At 37.4% G+C, this 20,530-nt stretch carries 18 protein-coding genes; 6 read left to right on the top strand and 12 right to left on the bottom strand.

The features are described 5' to 3' along the window. Nucleotides 1–7: 7 nt before the first annotated feature. Complete coding sequence (locus CH354_RS16265) at nt 8–634, top strand: Crp/Fnr family transcriptional regulator (RefSeq protein ID WP_100717584.1); 627 nt, start codon at nt 8–10, stop codon at nt 632–634. A 50-nt stretch (nt 635–684) separates the two neighbouring features. Continuing rightward, on the top strand, nt 685–1,911 hold the full coding sequence (locus tag CH354_RS16260; RefSeq protein ID WP_100727365.1) for an NnrS family protein: 1,227 nt from the start codon (nt 685–687) through the stop codon (nt 1,909–1,911). 37 nt (nt 1,912–1,948) lie between these two features. Here CH354_RS16260 and CH354_RS16255 read toward each other — a convergent pair whose 3' ends face one another. The 4 genes from CH354_RS16255 to CH354_RS16240 are packed head-to-tail and all read right to left on the bottom strand — an operon-like array spanning nt 1,949 to nt 6,625. Beyond that, complete coding sequence (locus CH354_RS16255) at nt 1,949–3,766, bottom strand: nitric oxide reductase activation protein NorD (protein ID WP_100727366.1); 1,818 nt, start codon at nt 3,764–3,766, stop codon at nt 1,949–1,951. Nucleotides 3,767–3,775: 9 nt separating this feature from the next. Continuing rightward, nucleotides 3,776–4,558, bottom strand: coding sequence for a CbbQ/NirQ/NorQ/GpvN family protein (locus CH354_RS16250; protein ID WP_100717581.1), 783 nt, complete (start codon nt 4,556–4,558; stop codon nt 3,776–3,778). A gap of 3 nt (nt 4,559–4,561) precedes the next feature. Further along, a complete protein-coding gene (locus CH354_RS16245; RefSeq protein WP_100727367.1) occupies nt 4,562–5,911 on the bottom strand; it encodes a cbb3-type cytochrome c oxidase subunit I in 1,350 nt (449 codons plus the stop codon). A gap of 9 nt (nt 5,912–5,920) precedes the next feature. Next, nucleotides 5,921–6,625: a c-type cytochrome gene (locus CH354_RS16240; protein ID WP_100727368.1), complete on the bottom strand. Its 705-nt coding sequence runs from the start codon at nt 6,623–6,625 to the stop codon at nt 5,921–5,923. A 291-nt stretch (nt 6,626–6,916) separates the two neighbouring features. Between CH354_RS16240 and CH354_RS16235 the strand changes: the two genes are divergently transcribed. Then, nucleotides 6,917–7,489, top strand: a complete 573-nt coding sequence (locus CH354_RS16235; RefSeq protein ID WP_100727369.1) for a cytochrome c oxidase subunit 3 — start codon at nt 6,917–6,919, stop codon at nt 7,487–7,489. A gap of 13 nt (nt 7,490–7,502) precedes the next feature. Further along, nucleotides 7,503–7,733: a prokaryotic cytochrome C oxidase subunit IV gene (locus tag CH354_RS16230; protein WP_100727370.1), complete on the top strand. Its 231-nt coding sequence runs from the start codon at nt 7,503–7,505 to the stop codon at nt 7,731–7,733. On the opposite strand, the gene mtnC is transcribed toward CH354_RS16230, so the two are convergent. Genes mtnC through CH354_RS16215 form a run of 3 tightly spaced genes read right to left on the bottom strand, consistent with a single transcriptional unit; the run spans nt 7,730 to nt 10,892 of the window. Beyond that, nucleotides 7,730–8,473, bottom strand: a complete 744-nt coding sequence (gene mtnC, locus CH354_RS16225) for an acireductone synthase (protein WP_100766542.1) — start codon at nt 8,471–8,473, stop codon at nt 7,730–7,732. The two genes, CH354_RS16230 and mtnC, sit on opposite strands and share 4 nt — an antisense overlap. 38 nt (nt 8,474–8,511) lie before the next feature. Further along, the gene (locus CH354_RS16220; RefSeq protein WP_100717576.1) at nt 8,512–9,870 is read right to left on the bottom strand and encodes an MFS transporter; all 1,359 of its coding nucleotides are present in this window, start codon (nt 9,868–9,870) and stop codon (nt 8,512–8,514) included. Beyond that, nucleotides 9,867–10,892 carry a hypothetical protein gene (locus CH354_RS16215; RefSeq protein WP_100717575.1) on the bottom strand — a complete coding sequence of 342 codons (1,026 nt, stop codon included), beginning with the start codon at nt 10,890–10,892 and terminating at the stop codon, nt 9,867–9,869. The genes CH354_RS16220 and CH354_RS16215 overlap by 4 nt, the downstream gene beginning before the upstream one ends. A 126-nt stretch (nt 10,893–11,018) precedes the next feature. On the opposite strand from CH354_RS16215, the gene CH354_RS16210 reads away from it, so the two are divergent. Continuing rightward, entirely contained in the window at nt 11,019–11,828 is an 810-nt protein-coding gene (locus CH354_RS16210) for a WecB/TagA/CpsF family glycosyltransferase (RefSeq protein ID WP_100727372.1), read from the top strand. A 7-nt stretch (nt 11,829–11,835) separates the two neighbouring features. Here CH354_RS16210 and CH354_RS16205 read toward each other — a convergent pair whose 3' ends face one another. Next, nucleotides 11,836–15,507, bottom strand: a complete 3,672-nt coding sequence (locus CH354_RS16205) for a tetratricopeptide repeat protein (RefSeq protein WP_100766541.1) — start codon at nt 15,505–15,507, stop codon at nt 11,836–11,838. A 155-nt stretch (nt 15,508–15,662) separates the two neighbouring features. Here CH354_RS16205 and CH354_RS16195 point away from each other — a divergent pair, with 155 nt between their 5' ends. Beyond that, entirely contained in the window at nt 15,663–16,541 is an 879-nt protein-coding gene (locus CH354_RS16195) for a glycogen-binding domain-containing protein (RefSeq protein ID WP_100727374.1), read from the top strand. Nucleotides 16,542–16,610: 69 nt separating this feature from the next. On the opposite strand, the gene CH354_RS16190 is transcribed toward CH354_RS16195, so the two are convergent. The 4 genes from CH354_RS16190 to metK all read right to left on the bottom strand — a co-directional run bounded on the left by CH354_RS16190 (nt 16,611) and on the right by metK (nt 20,529). Further along, a complete protein-coding gene (locus CH354_RS16190) occupies nt 16,611–17,954 on the bottom strand; it encodes a hypothetical protein (protein WP_125172410.1) in 1,344 nt (447 codons plus the stop codon). Between the two features lie 97 nt (nt 17,955–18,051). Next, nucleotides 18,052–18,378 carry an ATP-dependent Clp protease adaptor ClpS gene (locus CH354_RS16185; protein WP_100727376.1) on the bottom strand — a complete coding sequence of 109 codons (327 nt, stop codon included), beginning with the start codon at nt 18,376–18,378 and terminating at the stop codon, nt 18,052–18,054. Nucleotides 18,379–18,394: 16 nt separating this feature from the next. Next, entirely contained in the window at nt 18,395–19,360 is a 966-nt protein-coding gene (locus CH354_RS16180) for a transketolase family protein (protein ID WP_100727377.1), read from the bottom strand. 2 nt (nt 19,361–19,362) lie between these two features. Then, nucleotides 19,363–20,529, bottom strand: a complete 1,167-nt coding sequence (gene metK, locus CH354_RS16175) for a methionine adenosyltransferase (protein ID WP_100717569.1) — start codon at nt 20,527–20,529, stop codon at nt 19,363–19,365. Between the last annotated feature and the right edge of the window lies 1 nt (nt 20,530).

Genomic DNA, 20,530 nt, shown 5'->3' with positions numbered 1-20,530 from the left:
TGTTTCAATGATTATTAAATACATTACGAAATCTAGTCCTGAATCATTAATGAAAGCCTTTGTTGGATGTATGGAACTCACTTATGATAAAGATGAATTTTTATTCCATGCAGGTGACGAAGTCACTCATATGGACCTCCTTATCAATGGTGACTTACAGGTTTTTAAATATGATGGGAATATGAATGAAGTAACCCTAACTTTTTTCAGACCAATATGCATTGTAGCCGAATGGGCTGTTATCCAAGGGATTCCTTATCCAGCTTCTGCAAGGTTTACTAAAAAAAGTACAATCTTAAGAATGCCACTTTCAGAAGTTCAAAATCGACTAAATTCTAATATAGAACTTAATCACATCCTAATGCACTCACTGATGAATAAAATCGAAACATTAAACTTGGCAATCAATCGTGGTCTTACCATGGATGCAATGCAAAGAGTTGCACATTTTCTATTTTATGGTACACCTGACTCACTCGCCTTAAAACAAACACAAATGGCATCCCTACTTTATTTAAGACCTGAAACTTTCTCAAGGATATTAAAACAACTAAAAGACCAGGGTCTTGTTGATACACAGAAAGGTGAGATTACAATTTTAGACAAGGAAGGACTCCTAAAAATTTTAGCTTAGTACTTGATTTGTATCAATGAAATGATACTCCCTTCAGTTAGTATTAACGCATGAAACAATCTTTTTTTCAAAACAGTTTCTGGAACACAGCGTTTCGCCCTTTTTTTTGGTTTGGCTCAGTTTTCGGAATCTTAGTCATTTCAATTTGGTTATTCATACTTTCGAATATTCTTAAAAATCCAATTCACATCAATGCCATTCATTGGCATTCCTACGAAATGGTATTCGGTTTTACCAAGGCCATCGTATTGGGATTTTTGTTCACTGCTGTTCAAAATTGGACAAATTCAACCATTCTAAAAGGTAAAAACTTGTTCTACTTATTGTCCTTTTGGTTACTTGGAAGATTTTCATTCTATTCGTTTGGTTTTTTAAGTTATCTTTCGTTTGGTTTTGATATCTGTTCGGATATCATGGTCATCTATTTACTTGTTCCAAAGTTGATTGTCCCAACACAAAAACACAATCGACCCATCTTATACCATTATGCACTTTTTACTATTTTCCATATTATGAGTGCACTTTCTGCTTATTCCATTTTAGACCCTGAGAAAACACTGCTTTTTATCCACCTAAGTATCTTTGTTGTTTTGTTTCTAATACTCATCATAGGCGGACGAGTAGTTCCATTTTTTTCAGGTGTCGTAATCCAAGGGTATTCTTTTAAACGAATGCCAAAATTAGAATCATTTCTTATTTATCTTCCCTTTATCTTTTATCTATCAAAGCTCAAACAATCATATATCGAGGTTTACATTTTAACGCCCTTCTCCTTCTTACAAGGAACAGGTGTTACAATATTCGGAATTTTTGCTTTTATTGTTGGGTTTTCTTTATTTGCCTCGAATACAATTCGTTACATTTCATGGAAACCATGGAAATCCTACCAAAAACCTATTCTTTGGATTTTGTACTTGGGTTACTTTTGGGTATGTTTTGGATTTTTACTTTATAGTTTAGCAGAGTTGAATCTATTTCCAATTTCATCAGCCATTCATAGTCTAACAGTTGGTGGTCTTTCCGTGTTTATTTATGGTATGATCACAAGAGTGAGTTTGGGACATACTGGTAGAAGCATCGTTGCGTCCCCTCTTACTGTTTTTGCTTATATTCTATTAAATGTAAGCGTGGTAATTCGAGTGTTTTTGCCACTGTTCAACCAACACAAATATGCATATTACTTGTCAGGAATTGGCTGGATTCTATGTTTTATTTTCTTTGTTGTACAGTATACAATCATTCTTTATTCACCAAGACCTGATGGTAAACCTTCATAAAAGAAAGATTAAATTGAATTCTAATTCTATTATACACTTAACTCTTAATGGCTCTTCTAAAAAATTCCTGTAAGGAATCGAGGAGCCTTTCTGGATGGAATAACATTTGATAACTCGCATTTCGCATCATCGCAGGGATCGTTGGTTTTTCTTCAGTTCCTATGGCCAAAGTATACACTTGCACACCATTTAACAAACATTCACCGACCGCTTTATTCACATCTTCAATCCCATATTTACCTTCATACTGATCATAATCATTTGGTCTAGCATCAGTAATTAAGATGATCCATTTTTGTTTGTATCCAGAATCTTTTAAGAGTGAATTTGTATGACGAAGAGATGGACCCACTCTAGTATACCCTATGGGAGACAGTGGACCTAGTCGATCTCTGACTAACGTCCAAGATTCGTTCATTTGTTTTAAATGAATGAATTGATTGTGATTCCTGGTCCGAGAGTAAAAACCGGCAATACCAAATGGAATTTTCAATTCTTCTAAACATTCGGAAAACAGTAATAAACTTTCTCTTTCCACATCTAAAATTCTTTTTTCTTGAATCCAAGAATCGGTAGACAAACTTAAATCCATTAAAAAATACAATGCTATATCTGATACATCCCGAATTGGATTCATATAGATTGCTTCAGATGGGCTCTTTTTAGCTTTTAAATCTGCATATCGATCAACAAGCGCATCTAAATCTATGTCAGCACCTGCAACCAAACGTTTTTTAATTCGGGTTTGGTTGAGTAATGCAGTCATTTTTTTCTTTAATAACAATAAGGTGCTGTGTTGTTTTTCTAAAATTCGAATTGTATAGGAAGAATCTAATGTTTTTGGAAATTCCTCAACCACAGAACAGTAATTAGCCTTGTATTTTCTTTGTTTGTAATCCCATTCTGGATATAAAAAGGGTTTTTCCTTACTCGTGTCTTCCAAAATTTCTAATAAAGTTCCTGCACCAGATTCACTTGTCCTTGTGGTATGAACAGGATCTTCAGTGCGGATGATATGTTTAAGATTAAGTTCCTCGAGTGCCTCCTCTTCTACCATATCTTCTTCGCCATCAATGTCTCTCCATTGGCCGTCAAACTCTTCTACAGTTTCAATTTTTTCAAAATTATGACCAAGCGTATACTCTTCTATTTTTTTCTCATCTACTTCCAATAGTTCAGCTTCACTCGGATCTAACTTTTGTTTGGATTCCTTCGATTCTACTTTTTGTTTCTGTTTGTCTGATACAAAATCTTTCCCTAAGGGAAAGTTCATTTTCGAATTGGATAGTGATGTTTTGGCATGATAGAAACTGCAAACGATGGTTTGGTATTGTTTTGGGTCTTTTTTCCGCAGATACAATCTTTCCTTTCTAATTTCTTTCCAATCGGAATAAGCTCCAGGGTATCGTTTTAGAAACAATCGGAAGGATTGATAAAAAGAATCCTCTTCCAAACCTTTTTGCATTGGATTCCCATCTTTTGCTCTTTGAAAGATTTCCTTCTTTGAATCAGATCCTTCCAGATCAGTATTAGTGGAAATTGCAGAAATAAATTTTCGATCAAACAGATAAGTCAAATAGGCAAGTAAAATCTTAACATGTATTTTTGTTTCTTTTTCAGAAAGATACCAATAGATTGTTTCTGGAAATTTTAAAAAATTTTGCCCTAGAGAAATAGTTTCACCACCATACACAATGGAGGTGGTTTCCTTTCGTAAAGTTTGTAGATAACGAACGATTTTGATTTCCTCAGTCTCCATACGATATGGGTAATAAGGGCTTGGAGGCGTAAATTTTGTTTTAAGTTTTTTCCAAAGTTTATGACCTTGGTAGAATACAAACTGATCCCATTCCAAAATGAATTCCTAAAAAATTAAATCAAAACTATCTTGTAAGGCAGTCACTGTATCTTCATCATCTGTTAGAGGCAGAATGATAGCCGTGCGACCTGCAAGGCGAGAAGGGAGACCTTTCCCAATCAGTTTGGCACAGGAAACAAGCAAACGTGTCGATACTGTTTCTGCAAGTCCCAACTCTGGTTTTTTTCTAACCAAATTTGCAAATTGTACTAATTTTTTAGCAATGGTATCAGAAATTCCTGTTTCTCCAATAATGATTTTTTCTTCCACAGATGGTTTTGGATATGGAAAATCCATACTTAAGAAACGTTGTTTGGTGGAAGGTTTTAGTTCTTTAAACCCCTTTTGGTAACCAGGGTTATAGGATGCTACGAGTAAAAAATTTGGATGTGCGATAATTTCTTCATTTTTTCTCTCAATGAATAAAGTCCGCCTGTGGTCTGTTAAAGAATGAATGGTCACAAGAGTATCTGGTCTTGCTTCTGCAATTTCATCCAAATACACGATCGCACCTTCTTTGACACCTGTGGTAAGGGGACCGTCCATCCAAACTGTGTCTGCCCCTTTGACGATAAATCGACCTACCAAATCCACTGCGGATGTTTCATCATTGCATAAAATCGTAATGAGTTTACGGCCCATTTGGTGTGCCATAAATTCCAGAAATCGAGATTTTCCAGAACCAGTAGGACCTTTTAACAATAGCGGCAGAGAATTCTCCGCCGCCATTTGAAAAATTTCCACTTCCTTACCAGTTGGTTCGTAATAGGGAATTTTTGTTGTTAACATATGTTAATCTATATCACCTACATTTTTACCAACCGCTTCATTGGAAGGAAGACCGTGTCGAATGAAATCAACTATGAAATATGTGATCCCAATCGTAAATAATGTAGCTGCAAGTAACATTCCGATAAAATGGAACACGATTTCTTTTTGTACGACAAGAAAGTCCATACCTAATTTACGTTCCAGATACACCTGAGTGATCCCTGCGACTGCCAAGGCTCCTGTCATCCCTACCATTCCAATATTGGATGCCCAAAATGCAAGATACCCAGACATACCAGTGAATAGTTTACGACCTGTCATGTTTGGCATTGCATAGGAAATGACAGCTAACACTAACATGGCGTAAGCTCCCCAAAATGCAAGGTGACCGTGCATTGCTGTGATGAGTGTTCCATGTGTCCATTGGTTAACCGATGGCCAAGTATGAGCAAATCCAAGAAAACCTGCACCAATGAAAGACATCATCGCACTTCCAAGTGTCCAATAGAGAGCAATTTTGTTTGGATGGTCTTTTCCTTTTTTGCGATACATATTGAGAGCCCAAATCGCCATTCCGAGGAAAGCAAGTGGTTCTAAGGCAGAAAAAATTCCACCGACCATAAGCCAATACTTAGGTGTTCCAATCCAATAGTAGTGGTGTCCAGTACCCAAAATTCCAGAAAGGAATGTGAGGCCAACAACCACATACAACCATTTTTCAATGACTTCTCTGTCAACACCCGTAAGTTTGATGAGTAAAAATGCTAAGATACCACCCATGATGAGTTCCCAAACTCCTTCTACCCAAAGGTGAACAACCCACCATCTAAAGTAAGAATCCAATGTTTGGTTATCAAAATAAATCATACCTGGGAGATAAAGCAAGGCAGCACATAACAGACCAAAGAATAATACAAGTTGTGTTGTACTTCTTTTTTTAGCTTCCCAAATGGTCATGGCAATATTGAATAAAAAGGTGAGAACGTTAACGACGACAAGATAATCAAGTGGCCTTGGAATCTCTAAAAACTTTCTACCTTCCCACCAATTAAAGTGGAATCCAATAATGGCAATTACACCCACCACTACCCAAGAAATAAGTTGGATGTATGCGAGTTTGACACTATACAATTCACGATCAGATTCTTCAGGGATGATGTAATAAGCAGCACCCATAAATCCAGTTAATAACCAAACAACTAATAAATTGGTATGTGTCGCACGAGCTGTGTTAAATGGAATGTAATCATGTAATCCATCAAACCCAATACGAGCAAAACCCATGATAAAACCATAAACGATTTGTAAAGATAAGAGTAACATACAAGTTGCAAAGAACCAATATGCTACCTTTTGTGATTGGAATCTCATTGTTTCTCCTTATTTTAATGCAGAAAGGTAAGTAACTATATCCTTTCTTTCTGTATCACTTAACGGCAACTTTGGCATATTAGTTCCCGGTTTGATTACTTGTGGATCAATCAACCATCGGTTGAGATAATCGACATCAAACTTAGATCCTACATGATCAAGTGCAGGTCCTACATTTCCTCCCTTACTACCTACTGCGTGACAGGCGACACATAATTGAGAAAACTTTTCTGGTTGAGAAACTTTTACAACATTAGCAGTTGATTGTGGAGGTGCGGCAGTAGTTATGGAACCAATTGGTATATTTGGTTTTGGTGGCCAACCATTGGCATCAATTTTCCCAACCCAATCTAGGAATGCGATGACTTGCCCCTTTTCTTCTTTGGTAAAATTGTATTTCACCATCTTACGTTCACCAGGGAACATTGCTTGTGGATCATCCAAAAAAACATCGATCCAACTAACACCTCTCCTTTCGACGACTTTCGTCAAATCAGGTGCATAATATGCTCCTTCTCCAAGTAAGGTATGGCAACCCATACAATTGTTTTTTTCCCAAATCTCTTTCCCTTTTAGCACATCTTCTGTTAAGTTTTGCGCATTGGTACGGGTATCGTTTTGTCGCAAGGTATCAATTGTGAGGAACACAAAGATAGCACCGAACAAAAAAGTTCCACCCAGAAAGAATGCCCTTGCTTGCGATTTTGAAAGCATCCTTACCTCCTTTTTTCCATTTTACAAATGTAAGTGCAGATTGTACAAATTGCCTTGATTCTAATCAAGTTCTAATTCAAAATCTTGTTTTAACATGCATAAGAATACCGGTTCGAATCAAATTTGAACAAGAATTAGAATCATTTTAATGATTTACATAGGGCAAAGTAAGACATAATCGTACATTTTGAACGTTTTCCCGCAATTTGGGAACCTTAACGATCTTCAAAATATGTGATTTTAGTTGAATATTCGATTATTTTAAATTTCAATTAGGACCTTGGAGGTTTCATGAACGAAACAACTCTCGAGGAAAATGATTCAATTTGGTATCCACCTGGTGGAATTCTCATTTGGCTCATCGTGTTTGTGGAAGTTATCACCTTTTGTATGGGGATTGGTTCCTTAGTGTATGACAAAACTCAAAATCCAGATGGTTTCCAATCCATGCAAAAACTTCTGCACAGAGAATTTGCTTTCTGGAATACGATTTTCCTGTTAACAAGTGGATTTTTATTAGCAATAGGTGTTTATGAAAAAGAAAACAAGAAAGAGAAACAATTTCTCTATTGTATGTTAGGTGCAATTCTCTTCGGAATTGCTTTTTTGTTCCTCAAAAGTCTCGAGTTTTACGACAAATGGACTTTAGGTTATACCTTAGATACAAGTGTATTTTTTAGTTATTATTGGTTACTCACAGGTTTTCATTACTTACATGTAGCCGTGGGAATCATCATCTTATCCATTGTTCTTCTCAACCGAAAAACTATAACGTTTGTGAATTTGGAAGCGGGAGGAATTTTTTGGCATATGTGTGATTTGATCTGGCTTATCCTTTACCCAGCATTGTATTTGATCCGATAAAGAAGAAGGTTTTATGTTACGAATTATATTTACTTATCTAATTTTACTCACAATCGTATATCTATCGTTTTACGGAAAGGGATCCTTTGTTCCTGGTAATTCGAATTTGGTACTCCTTAGTGCACTCAAATTCCTTTTTATATCCTATGTGTTTATGAATTTAATGCGTGCTCATTTTTTTTGGAAATTGATTTTCTCAACTTTGATTTTTGTGTATTCGTTTGGGATCTGGTATATGACTTAAAAATGATTCCAAATGGGAAACGAATGTGGTTTTTGAGGCAAATTTCCCGGTCGATTCAAAATGACCACTTCCATGCCTGCTGAACTTGCTGCATCCGCTTCCTCCACAATGTCAGTAAAAAAACAGATTTCACTGGGAAGTGCCGAGAGTGAATTTGCGATATTTAGATAACTTTCTTTTTCACGTTTACCACCCACAGCTGTATCAAAATAAGAAACAAAATACTTACGCAAATCACCTAACACAGAGTACTGGTAAATTAAAACTTGTGCTTCCACTGATCCCGACGAATACACATGGTTTTGTTTTCCATTTTGGATGGATTGTTTTAGAAAGTTCGGAACATCTTCATAGACTGTACTTTTGATTTCTCCAGACTCATACCCTTCTTTCCAAATTTTTCCTTGTATCTCTTTTAAAGGACCAAATTTACGATCTTTCTCAATGAGATATTCAAAATATAAAGAAACGAGATCTTTTGAAATATCCTTTGTTGTTTCATTTGGAAAATTTTGTGAAGGAGATGGATTCATAGAAAGTTTCTGTCTGAACAATGGATCGTTCGCAGATACATCTTTCTGATATTCTGCGAGAATTTCTTTCCATTTTTCTTCTGAAAACTGATAGTTTTTTAAAAAGGAATGAATTCGTTTTTTCGCGTATGGAAAAAGGATCTCATGGACAAAGACAATTGGTGCCGTTGTCCCTTCGATATCAAGTAAGTTATGTTTGATTTGCATTGTATCTGTTTGTAATCAATTTGTGAATCACTTTCAAATTAGGAAACATTCTGTTTCATTAACAAATGCATTGTCTTTTCATCTTTTTCATAATTGAATAAAACCAAAAACCAAGCTAAAGCACATGGAATCCAAAATAAAATTGAGATGGAAAGAGCAAGTCCCCTATCAGGTGTGAGACCAAGAATCACAGCGGACATCACAGGTCCAAGACCTTTCCCTAAATCATCTGTTAGGTTGTATATTGAAAAGATAGCACTTCTCGATTTTGGTTCATTTACATTGAGTAAAACTGCTCTGACATTTGGACCAGTAACTGAAATCATAATCCCTGTAAAAATATTCAATGCGATAAAAAGACCCATGTGCGGCACAATATCAAACGAATAGAGCAAAAGGATAGCAGGGAATACTCCAAAGAATGTTGTTCCCATACATAATAATGGTTGGTATGTTTTTTTGATATTGTATAAAAATTGCCCAAGTACTCCACCAAAAAATGTTCCAATAAAAATTCCTATTGCAGCAAATGTAATCATACCAGCGGAAACTTCTTTTGTTAGATGGTATGTGTGTTCATAATAATCTGCTAAATAAACAAAAAATACACCCCATGGGATACAACCAGGAAGTCCTTGTAAAAAAGCACCGAGGTTAGTTTTGTTTTCGAATAGTAATTTAAAGTCTTTGAGAGTGATTTTATGAGAAAGTTCATCGGCAACCACTTCTTCTGCTCCACCACGTTTGGGCTCTTTACAAAAAAATAAATATACAGCCACGAAGAAAAAGGAAGGTGCAGACATGTAAATAAAAGAGGTCCTCCATCCATTAATAGGATCCGCTCCTCCCAAAATTCCACCTAACAACTGACCCACTCCCACACCAAGACCCATTGCTAATGATACATACCCAGTGGCAATGGCACGTGATTGGCTAGAAAAATAATCTCCAATCAAACTAAAAAGTAATGGAAATATTCCACCAAGTCCAAATCCACATAAGGTTCTCAGAATCAAAAATTGGTCATAATTTTCAGCGTAAGCAGTCAAAAAACAAGGAATTTCACCTAACAAAACTGTTGCGATTAACAAATTTTTTCGTGAAAATGCTTGGGAAAGATACCCCATAGACAATGACACGAGTCCACCCAAGATAAAAAACAAAACAGGAATGATCCCACCAAATTTCCAATCCACTTCATTTGGATCTGTGATCCCTAAAGAGGCTCCAATGTTTTTCATATTGGGAGCGATTAGGTTTTGATCGCCAAACAGAAAGAAGGCCATTCCTAAAATCATCCAGAAGGCTAAAATCCCTCTTGGGCCATGGTTCACAAGTTCTGCAAGACCAAAAAACCGAAGATAGGTGGTTTCTTGTTTTGATTTTTTTTGGTTCATAAATTGTTTTTCCTTTCTGATTGTTTGCGATAGACAAAAATAAAAGACAGTGTAAATAAGAGTCCTAAAAATCCAACGATTGCAAAAGCAGATAAATCCCAACTTGTAAGGATAGATCCATTCCAAATTTCTGGGTTTGGAGAATTTGACATTGTAGGAAGTGCCTTTCCCCCAACAAAACGAAATTCAACGATTGTTCCAAATTCGAGTGCATTTAATACATAAGCACTTAGCCCTTTTGGAACATCCTTGTCTAATTTCACCACAGGTGTTTTTTCACCTGTTTCCACTACCATATCCTGTGGTTTCACAAAAATAGGATATTTACCGTTTTCAGATTCAATTAACATTCGTTCGCTGAATGAATCTTCAGAATTTGGAATCAAATAAGAAACTTGTAGTTCGGAACTTCCAGGTAATATAGCTCGGTCCAAAATTCGACCTCCATTTGGACCATCTGGCACTCCAAGTGGAATGGCCATTTTACTACCTGGTTGTTGTAGTTGTGCCATAATCTCCGTTGCTCCTTTCGCAACCGAGTATTCCAACGCACCTGACTTCGGATCATATGACTTTGGTGGATTACTGACATTATCGATGAGGAATAATTTAAAAATTCGTAGGCCTTTTTTTTCTCGCATAACCTGCATTAAGCTTTTTATTGCCACTTGTTTTCGATCCGCCCCTGAATCATACACGGTTATTTCTTGAGGAGAAGTACGAAACTTAGTAGTTGGCGGAATCATTTTATTATAATTTGCACCTTGGTACTGGACTTGTAAAAGGATAGGTGCACCTTCAGGTAAATCCATTTCGGGGAATCGAAATTTTCCAGACTGTGGGCCAATTTCTCCAAGTGGAACCATTGCACCTTGTAAAGCCATCATCCGAATGGAATCAGCCTTTCCCAATCCTCGTGTGGTACCGTTTTGAATGGTTCCAAAGATGGAAATTTTTTCCGCATAACTTGCGCTTGAGAGAAGAAAGAGGACCAAATAGAGAATACGATTGCTTCGAAACATTTTGATACTTTTTCTCGTTCTCTCGGTTCCAATCCAAGTGAAAAAACGAAAGTTTTTAAAAATTTAGAGGCGACAAGAGAGGGTACTGGACATAATGCTTTAGATAGGAAAGGAAAACCTGGCTACATGAAGCAATTGAGCGAAATCGTTCACAATTCCTCAAAAGACGAGAGAGATATACTACTAGAATACCAAAATATCGATGTTTCCAAGTTAGAAACGTTGAATGTTTTAGGTATTCCAATAGACAATGTCACAACAGATGAAGCGATTGCGAAACTTTTCCGCGTGCTTGAAAAAAAAGAAGGCATGCACCATGTTTTATTCTTAGATCCAATCAAACTCATGAGGATGCGTCCTAAAAAATCGCTCCACCGAATTGCTGAAAAAGCAGGTACCATATTAGTGGAAGGTGCGGGAATTGGTTGGATGACAAAAGGCCGATTAAAAGAAAGAGTCACACCGATTGCTGTGATGATGGACCTAATCCGACTGGCAGAACTCAAAGAGTTCACAGCTTTTATCTTTGGCGCAAAAGACGAAATCGTAGAACGTATTTATTTTAATCTCACAAGGCACTTTCCGAAAGTTCGTATTGTGGGAAGGCATGCAGGTCATTTAGATCGCCAACGCGAAATGCGAGTGAAAGAAGCAATTCGAAAAACAGGACCTGATATCATATTCCTTGCCATGGACTTCCCTGAACAAGAAATTTGGATCGAAAACAATACAGGTTATTTCGGAAAAGCGGTTGTAATTGGTGTAGGTGGCGCCTTAGATATGTTATCTGGTGCTGATAAAAAAGCCCCTGAATGGTTCAAAGAAAGAGGTTTGATTTGGTTGTGGCGCATCATTGCAAGACCATACCGAATCCGACGTATGTGGGAAACGTTTTACTTTCTATTACTCGGAATTCGCGAACGTTTTCGCAAATAATATAAGTTTATTTTTTTATCTGAGCCAATCGATCTAATGTAGGAGCTAACCAGTCTTCTAACAGTGGTTCTCTATCCAATTTGGCTCTAGCAAAAACCAAATCCTTATTCGAGTTGGCAATTTCACTAACGGAACCTATTTTACGTGCTGTTTCCATAGCTTTCCAATAGTATTTGAGTGCATTGATGGTATCTTGTTTTTTCTCATACACTGCACCAATATTATTGTAAAGAGCTGTTAAAGTCTCATACACTTCTCTATGATCAGAGTTTTCAGTGTCAATTCGACCAAGGCTTTGTTCTTTCAGTTCAAAATCATCCTTTAACTTCAGATAGTTGCCAAGTGCTGCATTGTATTGTCTTGTATAATAAAATGCATTTCCCTTTCCAAAGAGTAAGGTCGGGTTATTGTATATATCTTCTTCCGGAAGTTCTGCCCAAAAATCTAAACTTTGTGCAAAGTCACCATGGTTATAATCAATCCAACCCAAATAATAATAACATTCTCTCACAATCTTTGGATCTTTGGAAATATCACGGTCAAGTGCTGCGAGAAAAGATTCACGTGCTATAAAAAGGCCATTTCGTCTTTCCTTTTCTTCATAGGAAAGTGTTCCAATACTTCGTTCTGGATAGATTTTTTTGCCAGGGAATTCTCGTATATTGTCTGTTACGTTTATCCCAGCTGCTTCCAAAAATTGAATTTTACCTAAGTTAAACGAAATCCTTCCTGGACTACCTTCGAGTAAGGTTTCATCTTCGTCCCTTTCTCCCAAACGATCACGATAGTTTTGGTATCGATCATCAGCTTCTTTTAAAAGTTTTACAGCTTCATCGTAATCTTCTGTTTGGATATAATACTCAGCCATCAGTAAAACTGCTAAATAATGTCTAATATCATAAGTTGATGCTAATTCTAATTGTTTTAAAGCACGAGCCGCTTCTTCTTTTTTGAAGTAAAAACGTGCTCTCTGGTAGTACCCTTCCGCAAATTTTGAACCACCATCTTTGCCATAAGCAATGTTTAGCAGATATTCTACGTTGTCATCAATCTCCATACCCGTGACTTGGTCTTCTGGATTGATGTTGTATTTGATACGGACTTCTTCAGAATCCAAATCAATATAAAAGGAAGCAAGTTTTGCCAAAACAAAAAGTGAAAGTTCATCTTCAATGTTTAGAGCATTACGAACTTGCCTATGGTGGTTTAAAACATATTGTGGATTTTTATCACGTTTCCACATTTCAATATAGGTTGATAAAATCCCACCGTGTCCAATTGGATTTTTTGGATACTTTTCAATAATATCGTTATAGTATTTAACAGCTGTTCCAAACTCTTGTTTGTTATAGAAAATTTTTGCTATACCAGCAATGGCATCAACATTATCAGGATCTCCCCCATCAGTAAACACTCGTTTGAAGTATTCAATCGCAAGGTGATCATTTTTATATTTTTTGCGATTACTTCCTGGTGGAACTTCAATGAAGTCTTTTCTGTGAAAGGAGTGAAATGTTCCGAGTGCAATATATGTATCTATATCATGAACATTGTATTTGAGGCGAGATGCGATGTAGGCACCTGCTTTTAATACCTTTCTTGGAACTTTATCTTGTGAAGTTAAATAAAATGCCAGTTCGGGGAGTGGTCTTCTACCAGCTGTTTCAACACCTGCGTCATTCCATTCCGTTTTTTTCGCAAAACTGATGTTTGGAACTTCTTTACGATTTTCCCAAGCACGTTTGTGTTCTTTGTCTTCTGGTTCATAACCAAAATCTGGTTCTACCTTTCCAAAACATTTTTCAAACGCTCGTTCGTACAAACCTGCTTTGGTATAAGCAGTACAATATTTGTTCAAAAACTCTAAGTTATGTGGGAAAATCTCTTCCCCTTTGATAAAATAATTCTCAGCATCAGCTAGTAATTTTTTCTTTTCTAGGGCATCAGTTTCATAACTGTATTCTTCTATTTTTTCAAGTCCAAGAGCATACTGCGCTTTTGCACGGTAAGGAACAATTACGTATTTCCATAAAGTAACGATTCCAAATACCAAAAAGATTGCTGCTGCAGAAGATAAAATTGTCCTTCTAATTAACTCACGTTTTCGAGCAGCACCTTCTTTTGTGTAAGCATCCTTACTTGCGATGATGGGAACTCCATCTGCCGCAAATTTTCCACTTGAATCACTGAGTTCGACTCGTTCGCCAAGAAGTCCACTTAAGAAACTAGCAATGTCTTCTGGTTTTTGTTGGGCTTTGATGAGCTCAATGATTTCTTTTTGGTTCCGAACAGGAATGCGTTGGTTGACAATCGCATCAATAATGGTTCGTCTTAATTTTGGAGGATAACGAAGTAACTCAGATTGGATGACCGCAAGTTCTTCATCCGTTAAATTGGCTTCAAGGGATTCTTCCGGTTCTTCCTCTTTGCCAAGAGACATGAGGTCTTCTTCAAATCCACCTGGACCCTCATCATTTCCACCAAAATCGTCCATGGCAGAAACAGGCATATCATCAATGGAAGGTGCTAAGTCATCAAAGGAAGGAGCAGCTAAATCATCATCAAGACTTGGTGGTTCCATCCCCACACCCAAGTCACCAAATGGATCATCAAATCCACCACCTATATCCGCAGGTTCTGATTCTCTTGCGGAAGTGGATGGGGTTTCCATACTTCCAAAAGGATCATCTTCAAAACCTGCTCCTGTATCGGAAGCAGGTGGAGTAGATCCCATATCGGCAAATGGATCATCACCAAACGAAGGTTCGCTTGAGGATGTAGGTGTGGAAAGATCACCAAAGGGATCATCACCCGTAGTAACATCAGAAGAAGGAGAATCTAAACTTCCAAAAGGGTCATCCCCAAAACCAGCACCCGCGTCTGCATCGGATGGGGTAGACCCCATATCAGCAAATGGATCATCACCCGAAGGAGTTTCGCCACCAGATCCAAAGTCAAAATCATCACTTGTACCTTGTGGTTCTTCCGAACCTGAATCAAACCCAGCAAACAAGTCTTCGTCGGTTGTTTTTGGAATTGAATCGTCATCACTACCTAAATTGGCAAAGGGATCATCACCAATTTCCGGCGCCTTTGTTTCTTCAATGGGTGCTTCATCAATCGCATCTAAATTGGCAAAAGGATCATCGGCACCTGCCTCAGAGTCACTGGGAGATCCAAGGTTTGCAAATGGATCGGCTTCGTCACCAGCAGGGGTAGAAAATGGATCTTCATTCCCAGACAAATCATCTGTGGGAGAATCCATTCCTAAATCATCAAAATCAGTATTAGAAGGAGGTGTTGTCTCTTTGGGTTTTGGGCTATCTTCGCCTAATAATTCATCTAAATCAATCCCATCGTCTTCTTCCGGTTGGGAACTGGAAAGTTTTGGGGGACCAAAATCATCATCATCATCGAGGCCAGAAAAAGGATCGGAGCTGTCACCTGTGGCCGTCTCATCGCCACCAAAATCATCTGGTAGATCATCATTTGGCTCATCGTCAGTAGGTTCTGGCTCTTCATTGCCAGAAAAGGGATTGGTATAGCCTAGTTTCTCACGTAAGACCTTCGCCATCGGGTTGAGCTCTTCCGAGGACATAGGGTTCTTATTGAGAGCCGAAAACATCGTCTCGATTTGTGTGATTTCTTCCGGACTCAATTTGTCTATCGGCTCAGCCATGCGAAGGTCTATTCCTAATGAATTATCGGCCCCTTCTTAAAATGACAGAATATTTTTTTTATTATGTCAGATGATTCTCGAATGAAAAAACCTTTCACGCTCTTTTTTCAATCCTGCCGAAAATAAAGACAAAGGACACAAAAGACATCTGCACTATGTTGAAATCCAAATTCATCCGAATTGCCCTCATTTTACTCTTTTTGACAGGTATTGGAATTTTTGCCGACGATGGTATGGATTGGATTGGCAGTTTTTCTTCTGGAGAACTCGAAATGTCTGATGAAACCGAAGACCAAGACACGGTTTATTACCTTTGGCAATTGGAAAGTCTGAAGAAAAACATCGCACCACGTTACATTCGTTATCTTGATGTCGAATCCTATGTTTCGAGTGGGAACCTTCTCCACCGAGGGATTCTTTTCACCTATAATGGCCTTAGAGATGAATCTGTGGAAATCTGCGGTAGTTTTAACAATTGGGAATGCGCTGAAATGAAACGGAACCAATATGGAATTTATTACACAGTCATCGAACCTAACCAAATCAAAGATAGTTACGAAGAAGATCCTGTTTACGAATATAAATTTCGAGTGAATGGCCTACTCACCTATGATCCAGAAAACTTTGATAAGGTGGAAGATGGGTCAGGTTCTTATTATTCACGATTTGTTTTGGATTCTAAAGACACAGATCGCCAAACCAAAACGATGGTATTGGAAGATTCCGCAAACGAAGAACGAGACCTTCGGACAGTCAAATTTCAAATTTATTTACCGAATGCAGAAGTGGTCCGTGTAGTGGGAAATTTTAATGATTGGAACCCTGAACATGATTTTTTGAAAAAAGATCGTAAAGGGGTTTTTACCTTAGAGAAAAAATTACTCCCTGGTGAGTATCACTACCAATTCATCGTTGATGGTGAGACAATGTTAGATACTTACAATCCAACTACGAATATAAAAATCGATACAAATGAATCGGTCTCATCTCTTTTGGTTCCTGAGCGCAACTATGCTTTAGAACGTAAGATGTGAAGATTTTGAATCATCTGACTCTGGTTTGAGTCGATCAATTTTCATGTGGTTATACATTGAATATAAAAATTACCTCCAATCTTCCTTTTTCATATGTAGTTTTGGAAACCAAGGTGGATTGATAGGAATTACCACATCCTGTTTATTTTTTACTAATTCTCCATAACTTTTCCAATTTAAATCTTCGAATGGCTTTATAAAAATGGAATTTCTAATGATAAAAACAAAAAGAATCGTAATAGCTAACGGGAAGAAATAGTTTGATTTATTATTTTTACTTTCAAATACAACAACAAAGAAAAAAATACAAAACAAAAAATAAGGAACTACTCCGTATCTCGATACTATTAAATTAAGTACATTTCCAAAATACAAATTATCTTTTGCACTATTAAGTAGTACTGCATAACCTAACTGCTCTTCGGTTAAAGTCAAACCTCCTCTAAGTAAAATCGGAATAAACATAGTAAGCAAAAAATAAATAAGTAAAATTGATGTTTGAATTCCCTGGATTCTAAATTTATTTATAAATTGAAATAGCAAAAACAGTTCAAAGAGCCACAGAAATTTGAAGTATTTAAGGAAAGCAAAGTAGTCGTCATTGATTAGAAAGCCAGATATGGTAACACGAATTAATTTTTCAATGTTAAATGGATTCGCAAGAAACAACCAGTCAATCGAAGGTACGGATTCTTTAGATCCAATTTGAAATACAGTGAAGCCATAAACGACACTAATTACAAAAAGCAAAACATAAAGCCATCGCAATTTTTCGGACCTACACAGAATCGGTCGAATTAAAAAAAGTGGTGCACAAAAAACTGCTAAGGGAGCGGACAAAATTCCTAAAAGTACAAATAAAAAAAATAAAAAATATGCCCATCTGCTTAAGCTTCCTCCAATTAATGCAATCAGAAAAACGCCCAATGAAAGATAGAAATGTACATTTGTAATATTATTGATTGATTCAGGGCCTATTGGCATTAAGCAGATTAAAACAACAACGAGAGTTCTTAAAATATCGCTCTTCAAGATATAGCGGAAATTGGTAAGAGAAAATATAGAAACAGAAATAGCAGATAAGAATATAGCTGAAAAATTAAAAATAAATGGAATCACTTCAAACGGAAAAAAATTTGAAATAAATGCCACTAGTCTTGGTACAAAATGTACGTATCCTGCATAAAGAATGAATATAGTATCTGGAAATCCAACATGCCACTCATCGTGTAAAAACAATACACCGTCTTCAGCCCATAATTGTGCATTGAGTAATGAATCTGGTTTTCTTAAAAATAAAAGGGCGAATGAAATAAAAAAATTCGCTAAAAACAAAATGTAGTTTTTTGAATATAGTTTTTCATCTAATTCAAGAAAATCTCTCTTGAAATTATGAAATGATTCAACTAACATTCCGTATATTTGGTTCTTTAATTTTGAAAATTTCATTTCGTTTTATTACACTTTTTAATTGAAATCTAAGGTTAAATCAAATAAATATTTAAAAATCTTATTGTTCTAAAGTTGCGGTCATGGATCCTTTTGAGGAACTCATACGAGGGTCAGGACCGTATTCCAAGATCCTTTCATGGACAAACTCAGCGTGTTCTAATTCCCCAGAAAAGACAATGGTTTTTTTACGGGTATCCACCTCCACTGCATGTTGGAAGGCTTTTTCCCAAGTCATTTGGCAAACATCCATGAGCATCTCGATGACGTACTCATAGGTATGGTGGTCATCATCCCACAAAACGACCTTCCAGGGGCCGTCATTTCTCGTTGGTTTGATTTCGGTTTCTTCTAAGATAGAAGGTTGGGATGCTCCGGAACCGGTCATGACCGAAGCCTATCCCCTATTTTTTCTTTTTGGAAATAGCAAGTTCCGCGTGGGAAACTACATCTTTAGCACGAAGGCCAAAATAATCGAGAAGTCCACTCCAAGTTCCAGATTTTCCGAATGTATCTTTCATTCCAACTTTGATGACTGGAACAGGATACTCTTCAGATAAAAGTTCAGATACAGCAGAACCAAGGCCACCAATGACATTGTGTTCTTCACAAGTCACAACAGCACCACATTCTTTTGCTTTGGCGATGATGGTCTCTTTATCCAAAGGTTTGATTGTTGCCATATTGAGAAGTGTAGCACTGATTCCCTTTTCTTTTAAAAGAGTCACTGCCTTCATGGCTTCGTTCACCATCACACCATTGGCAATGATACAAACGTCTTTTCCTTCTGACATCACTTCTGCTTTTCCAATTTGGAATTTGTAGTTTTCTCGTTCGATGACAGGAATCGCAGGTCTTCCCACTCGGACATACACAGGGCCTTTGTAATCGGCAATGGCATGAATCACTTGTTTGGTTTCATTGAAGTCAGATGGACAAATGACAGTCATTTCTGGAATGACACGCATAATGGCAAAGTCTTCAATACATTGGTGAGAAGCACCATCTTCTCCAACTGTGATACCACCGTGAGAAGCTACTAGTTTTACGTTTAACTTTGGATAAACGACACTGTTCCTTACAACTTCCCAGGCACGTCCTGATAAAAACATAGCAAAACTTGATGCAAAGGGAACAAACCCTGAAAGTGCAAGACCTGCCGCATGACCAACTAAATTTTGTTCTGCGACACCTACGTTAAAAAATCTTTCAGGAAACTTCTTTTTGAAGTCAGCAGTTTTTGTGGAACCAGAAAGGTCCGCATCTAAAACTACCACATCTTGTCTTGATGCACCTAACTCAACTAAGGCTTCGCCGTATGCATCTCTTGTTGCTTTTTTGTCCGCTGTTGATTGGCTAGGTGCTCCCATGATTATCCTTTTTTTAACGCTTCTGCTTTATCAGTTTTTTCCCAAGTGAATGTGCTACCAGTTCTACCAAAATGGCCGTAAGCAGCAGTTTCTTGGTATTTTCTTCCTTTTCCAAGGAGATCCAAACCTTCTACAATTCCTTTTGGAGTGAGTTTGAAATTTGCAAGCACTCGTTTTGCAATTTCTTCATCGGAAATCGTTCCTGTTCCAAATGTATCAACAAGAACAGACACTGGTTGTGCAACACCAATTGCATAAGCCAATTGTACTTCACATTTGTGAGCAAGGCCAGCAGCAACAACGTTTTTCGCGATGTAACGACCCATATAAGCAGCAGATCTGTCTACTTTTGATGGATCTTTTCCAGAGAATGCACCACCACCGTGGCGACCCATTCCACCATAAGTATCAACAATGATTTTACGTCCTGTTAGACCAGTATCACCATGTGGACCACCAATCTCAAATTTTCCTGTTGGGTTAATAAAATAACGAGTGTTAGTTAACAATTCTTTTGGAATCATTTTTTTGATACACTCTTCGATAACCGCTTCTTCGATTTGTTTATGAGTCACACCAGGTTTGTGTTGTGTGGAAATAACAACGGTATCAACACGTTTTGGTTTTCCATCTTCGTATTGGATGGTAACTTGTGATTTTGCATCAGGTCGTAACCATTCAATTTTGTTTGTATGGCGAAGTTCTGATAGGTGTTCGAGGAGTTTGTGTGAGTAATAAAGAGGAGCAGGCATTAACTCTGGAGTTTCTGCAATTGCAAATCCAAACATCAATCCTTGGTCACCAGCACCTTGTTCTGTATGAAGACCTTCTCCTTCGTTTACCCCTTGGGCAATGTCTGGAGATTGTGCATGGACGTGTGAAGCAACCACTGCAAAGTCAGCATCGAAGTACATATTGATGTCGTTGTATCCAATTTTGCGAATCACATCTCGTGCGATTTCTTGTGTGTCTACTTTTCCCTTACTAGTGATTTCACCAGCGATGACGACAAGATTTGTCGTGACTAGGGTTTCACAAGCTACGCGGGACTTTGGATCTTGGGCTAAATACGCATCGAGAATGGCATCAGAAATTTGGTCACAGACTTTGTCCGGGTGTCCTTCAGATACGGACTCGGAAGTGAAGATATAGTTTTTAAGAGAGGACATA

The organism is Leptospira levettii (assembly GCF_002812085.1).
GTDB classification, from domain to species: domain Bacteria; phylum Spirochaetota; class Leptospiria; order Leptospirales; family Leptospiraceae; genus Leptospira_A; species Leptospira_A levettii.
Note: the sequence above shows the minus strand (reverse complement) of the source record. Positions and strands in the feature narration are given on the sequence as shown.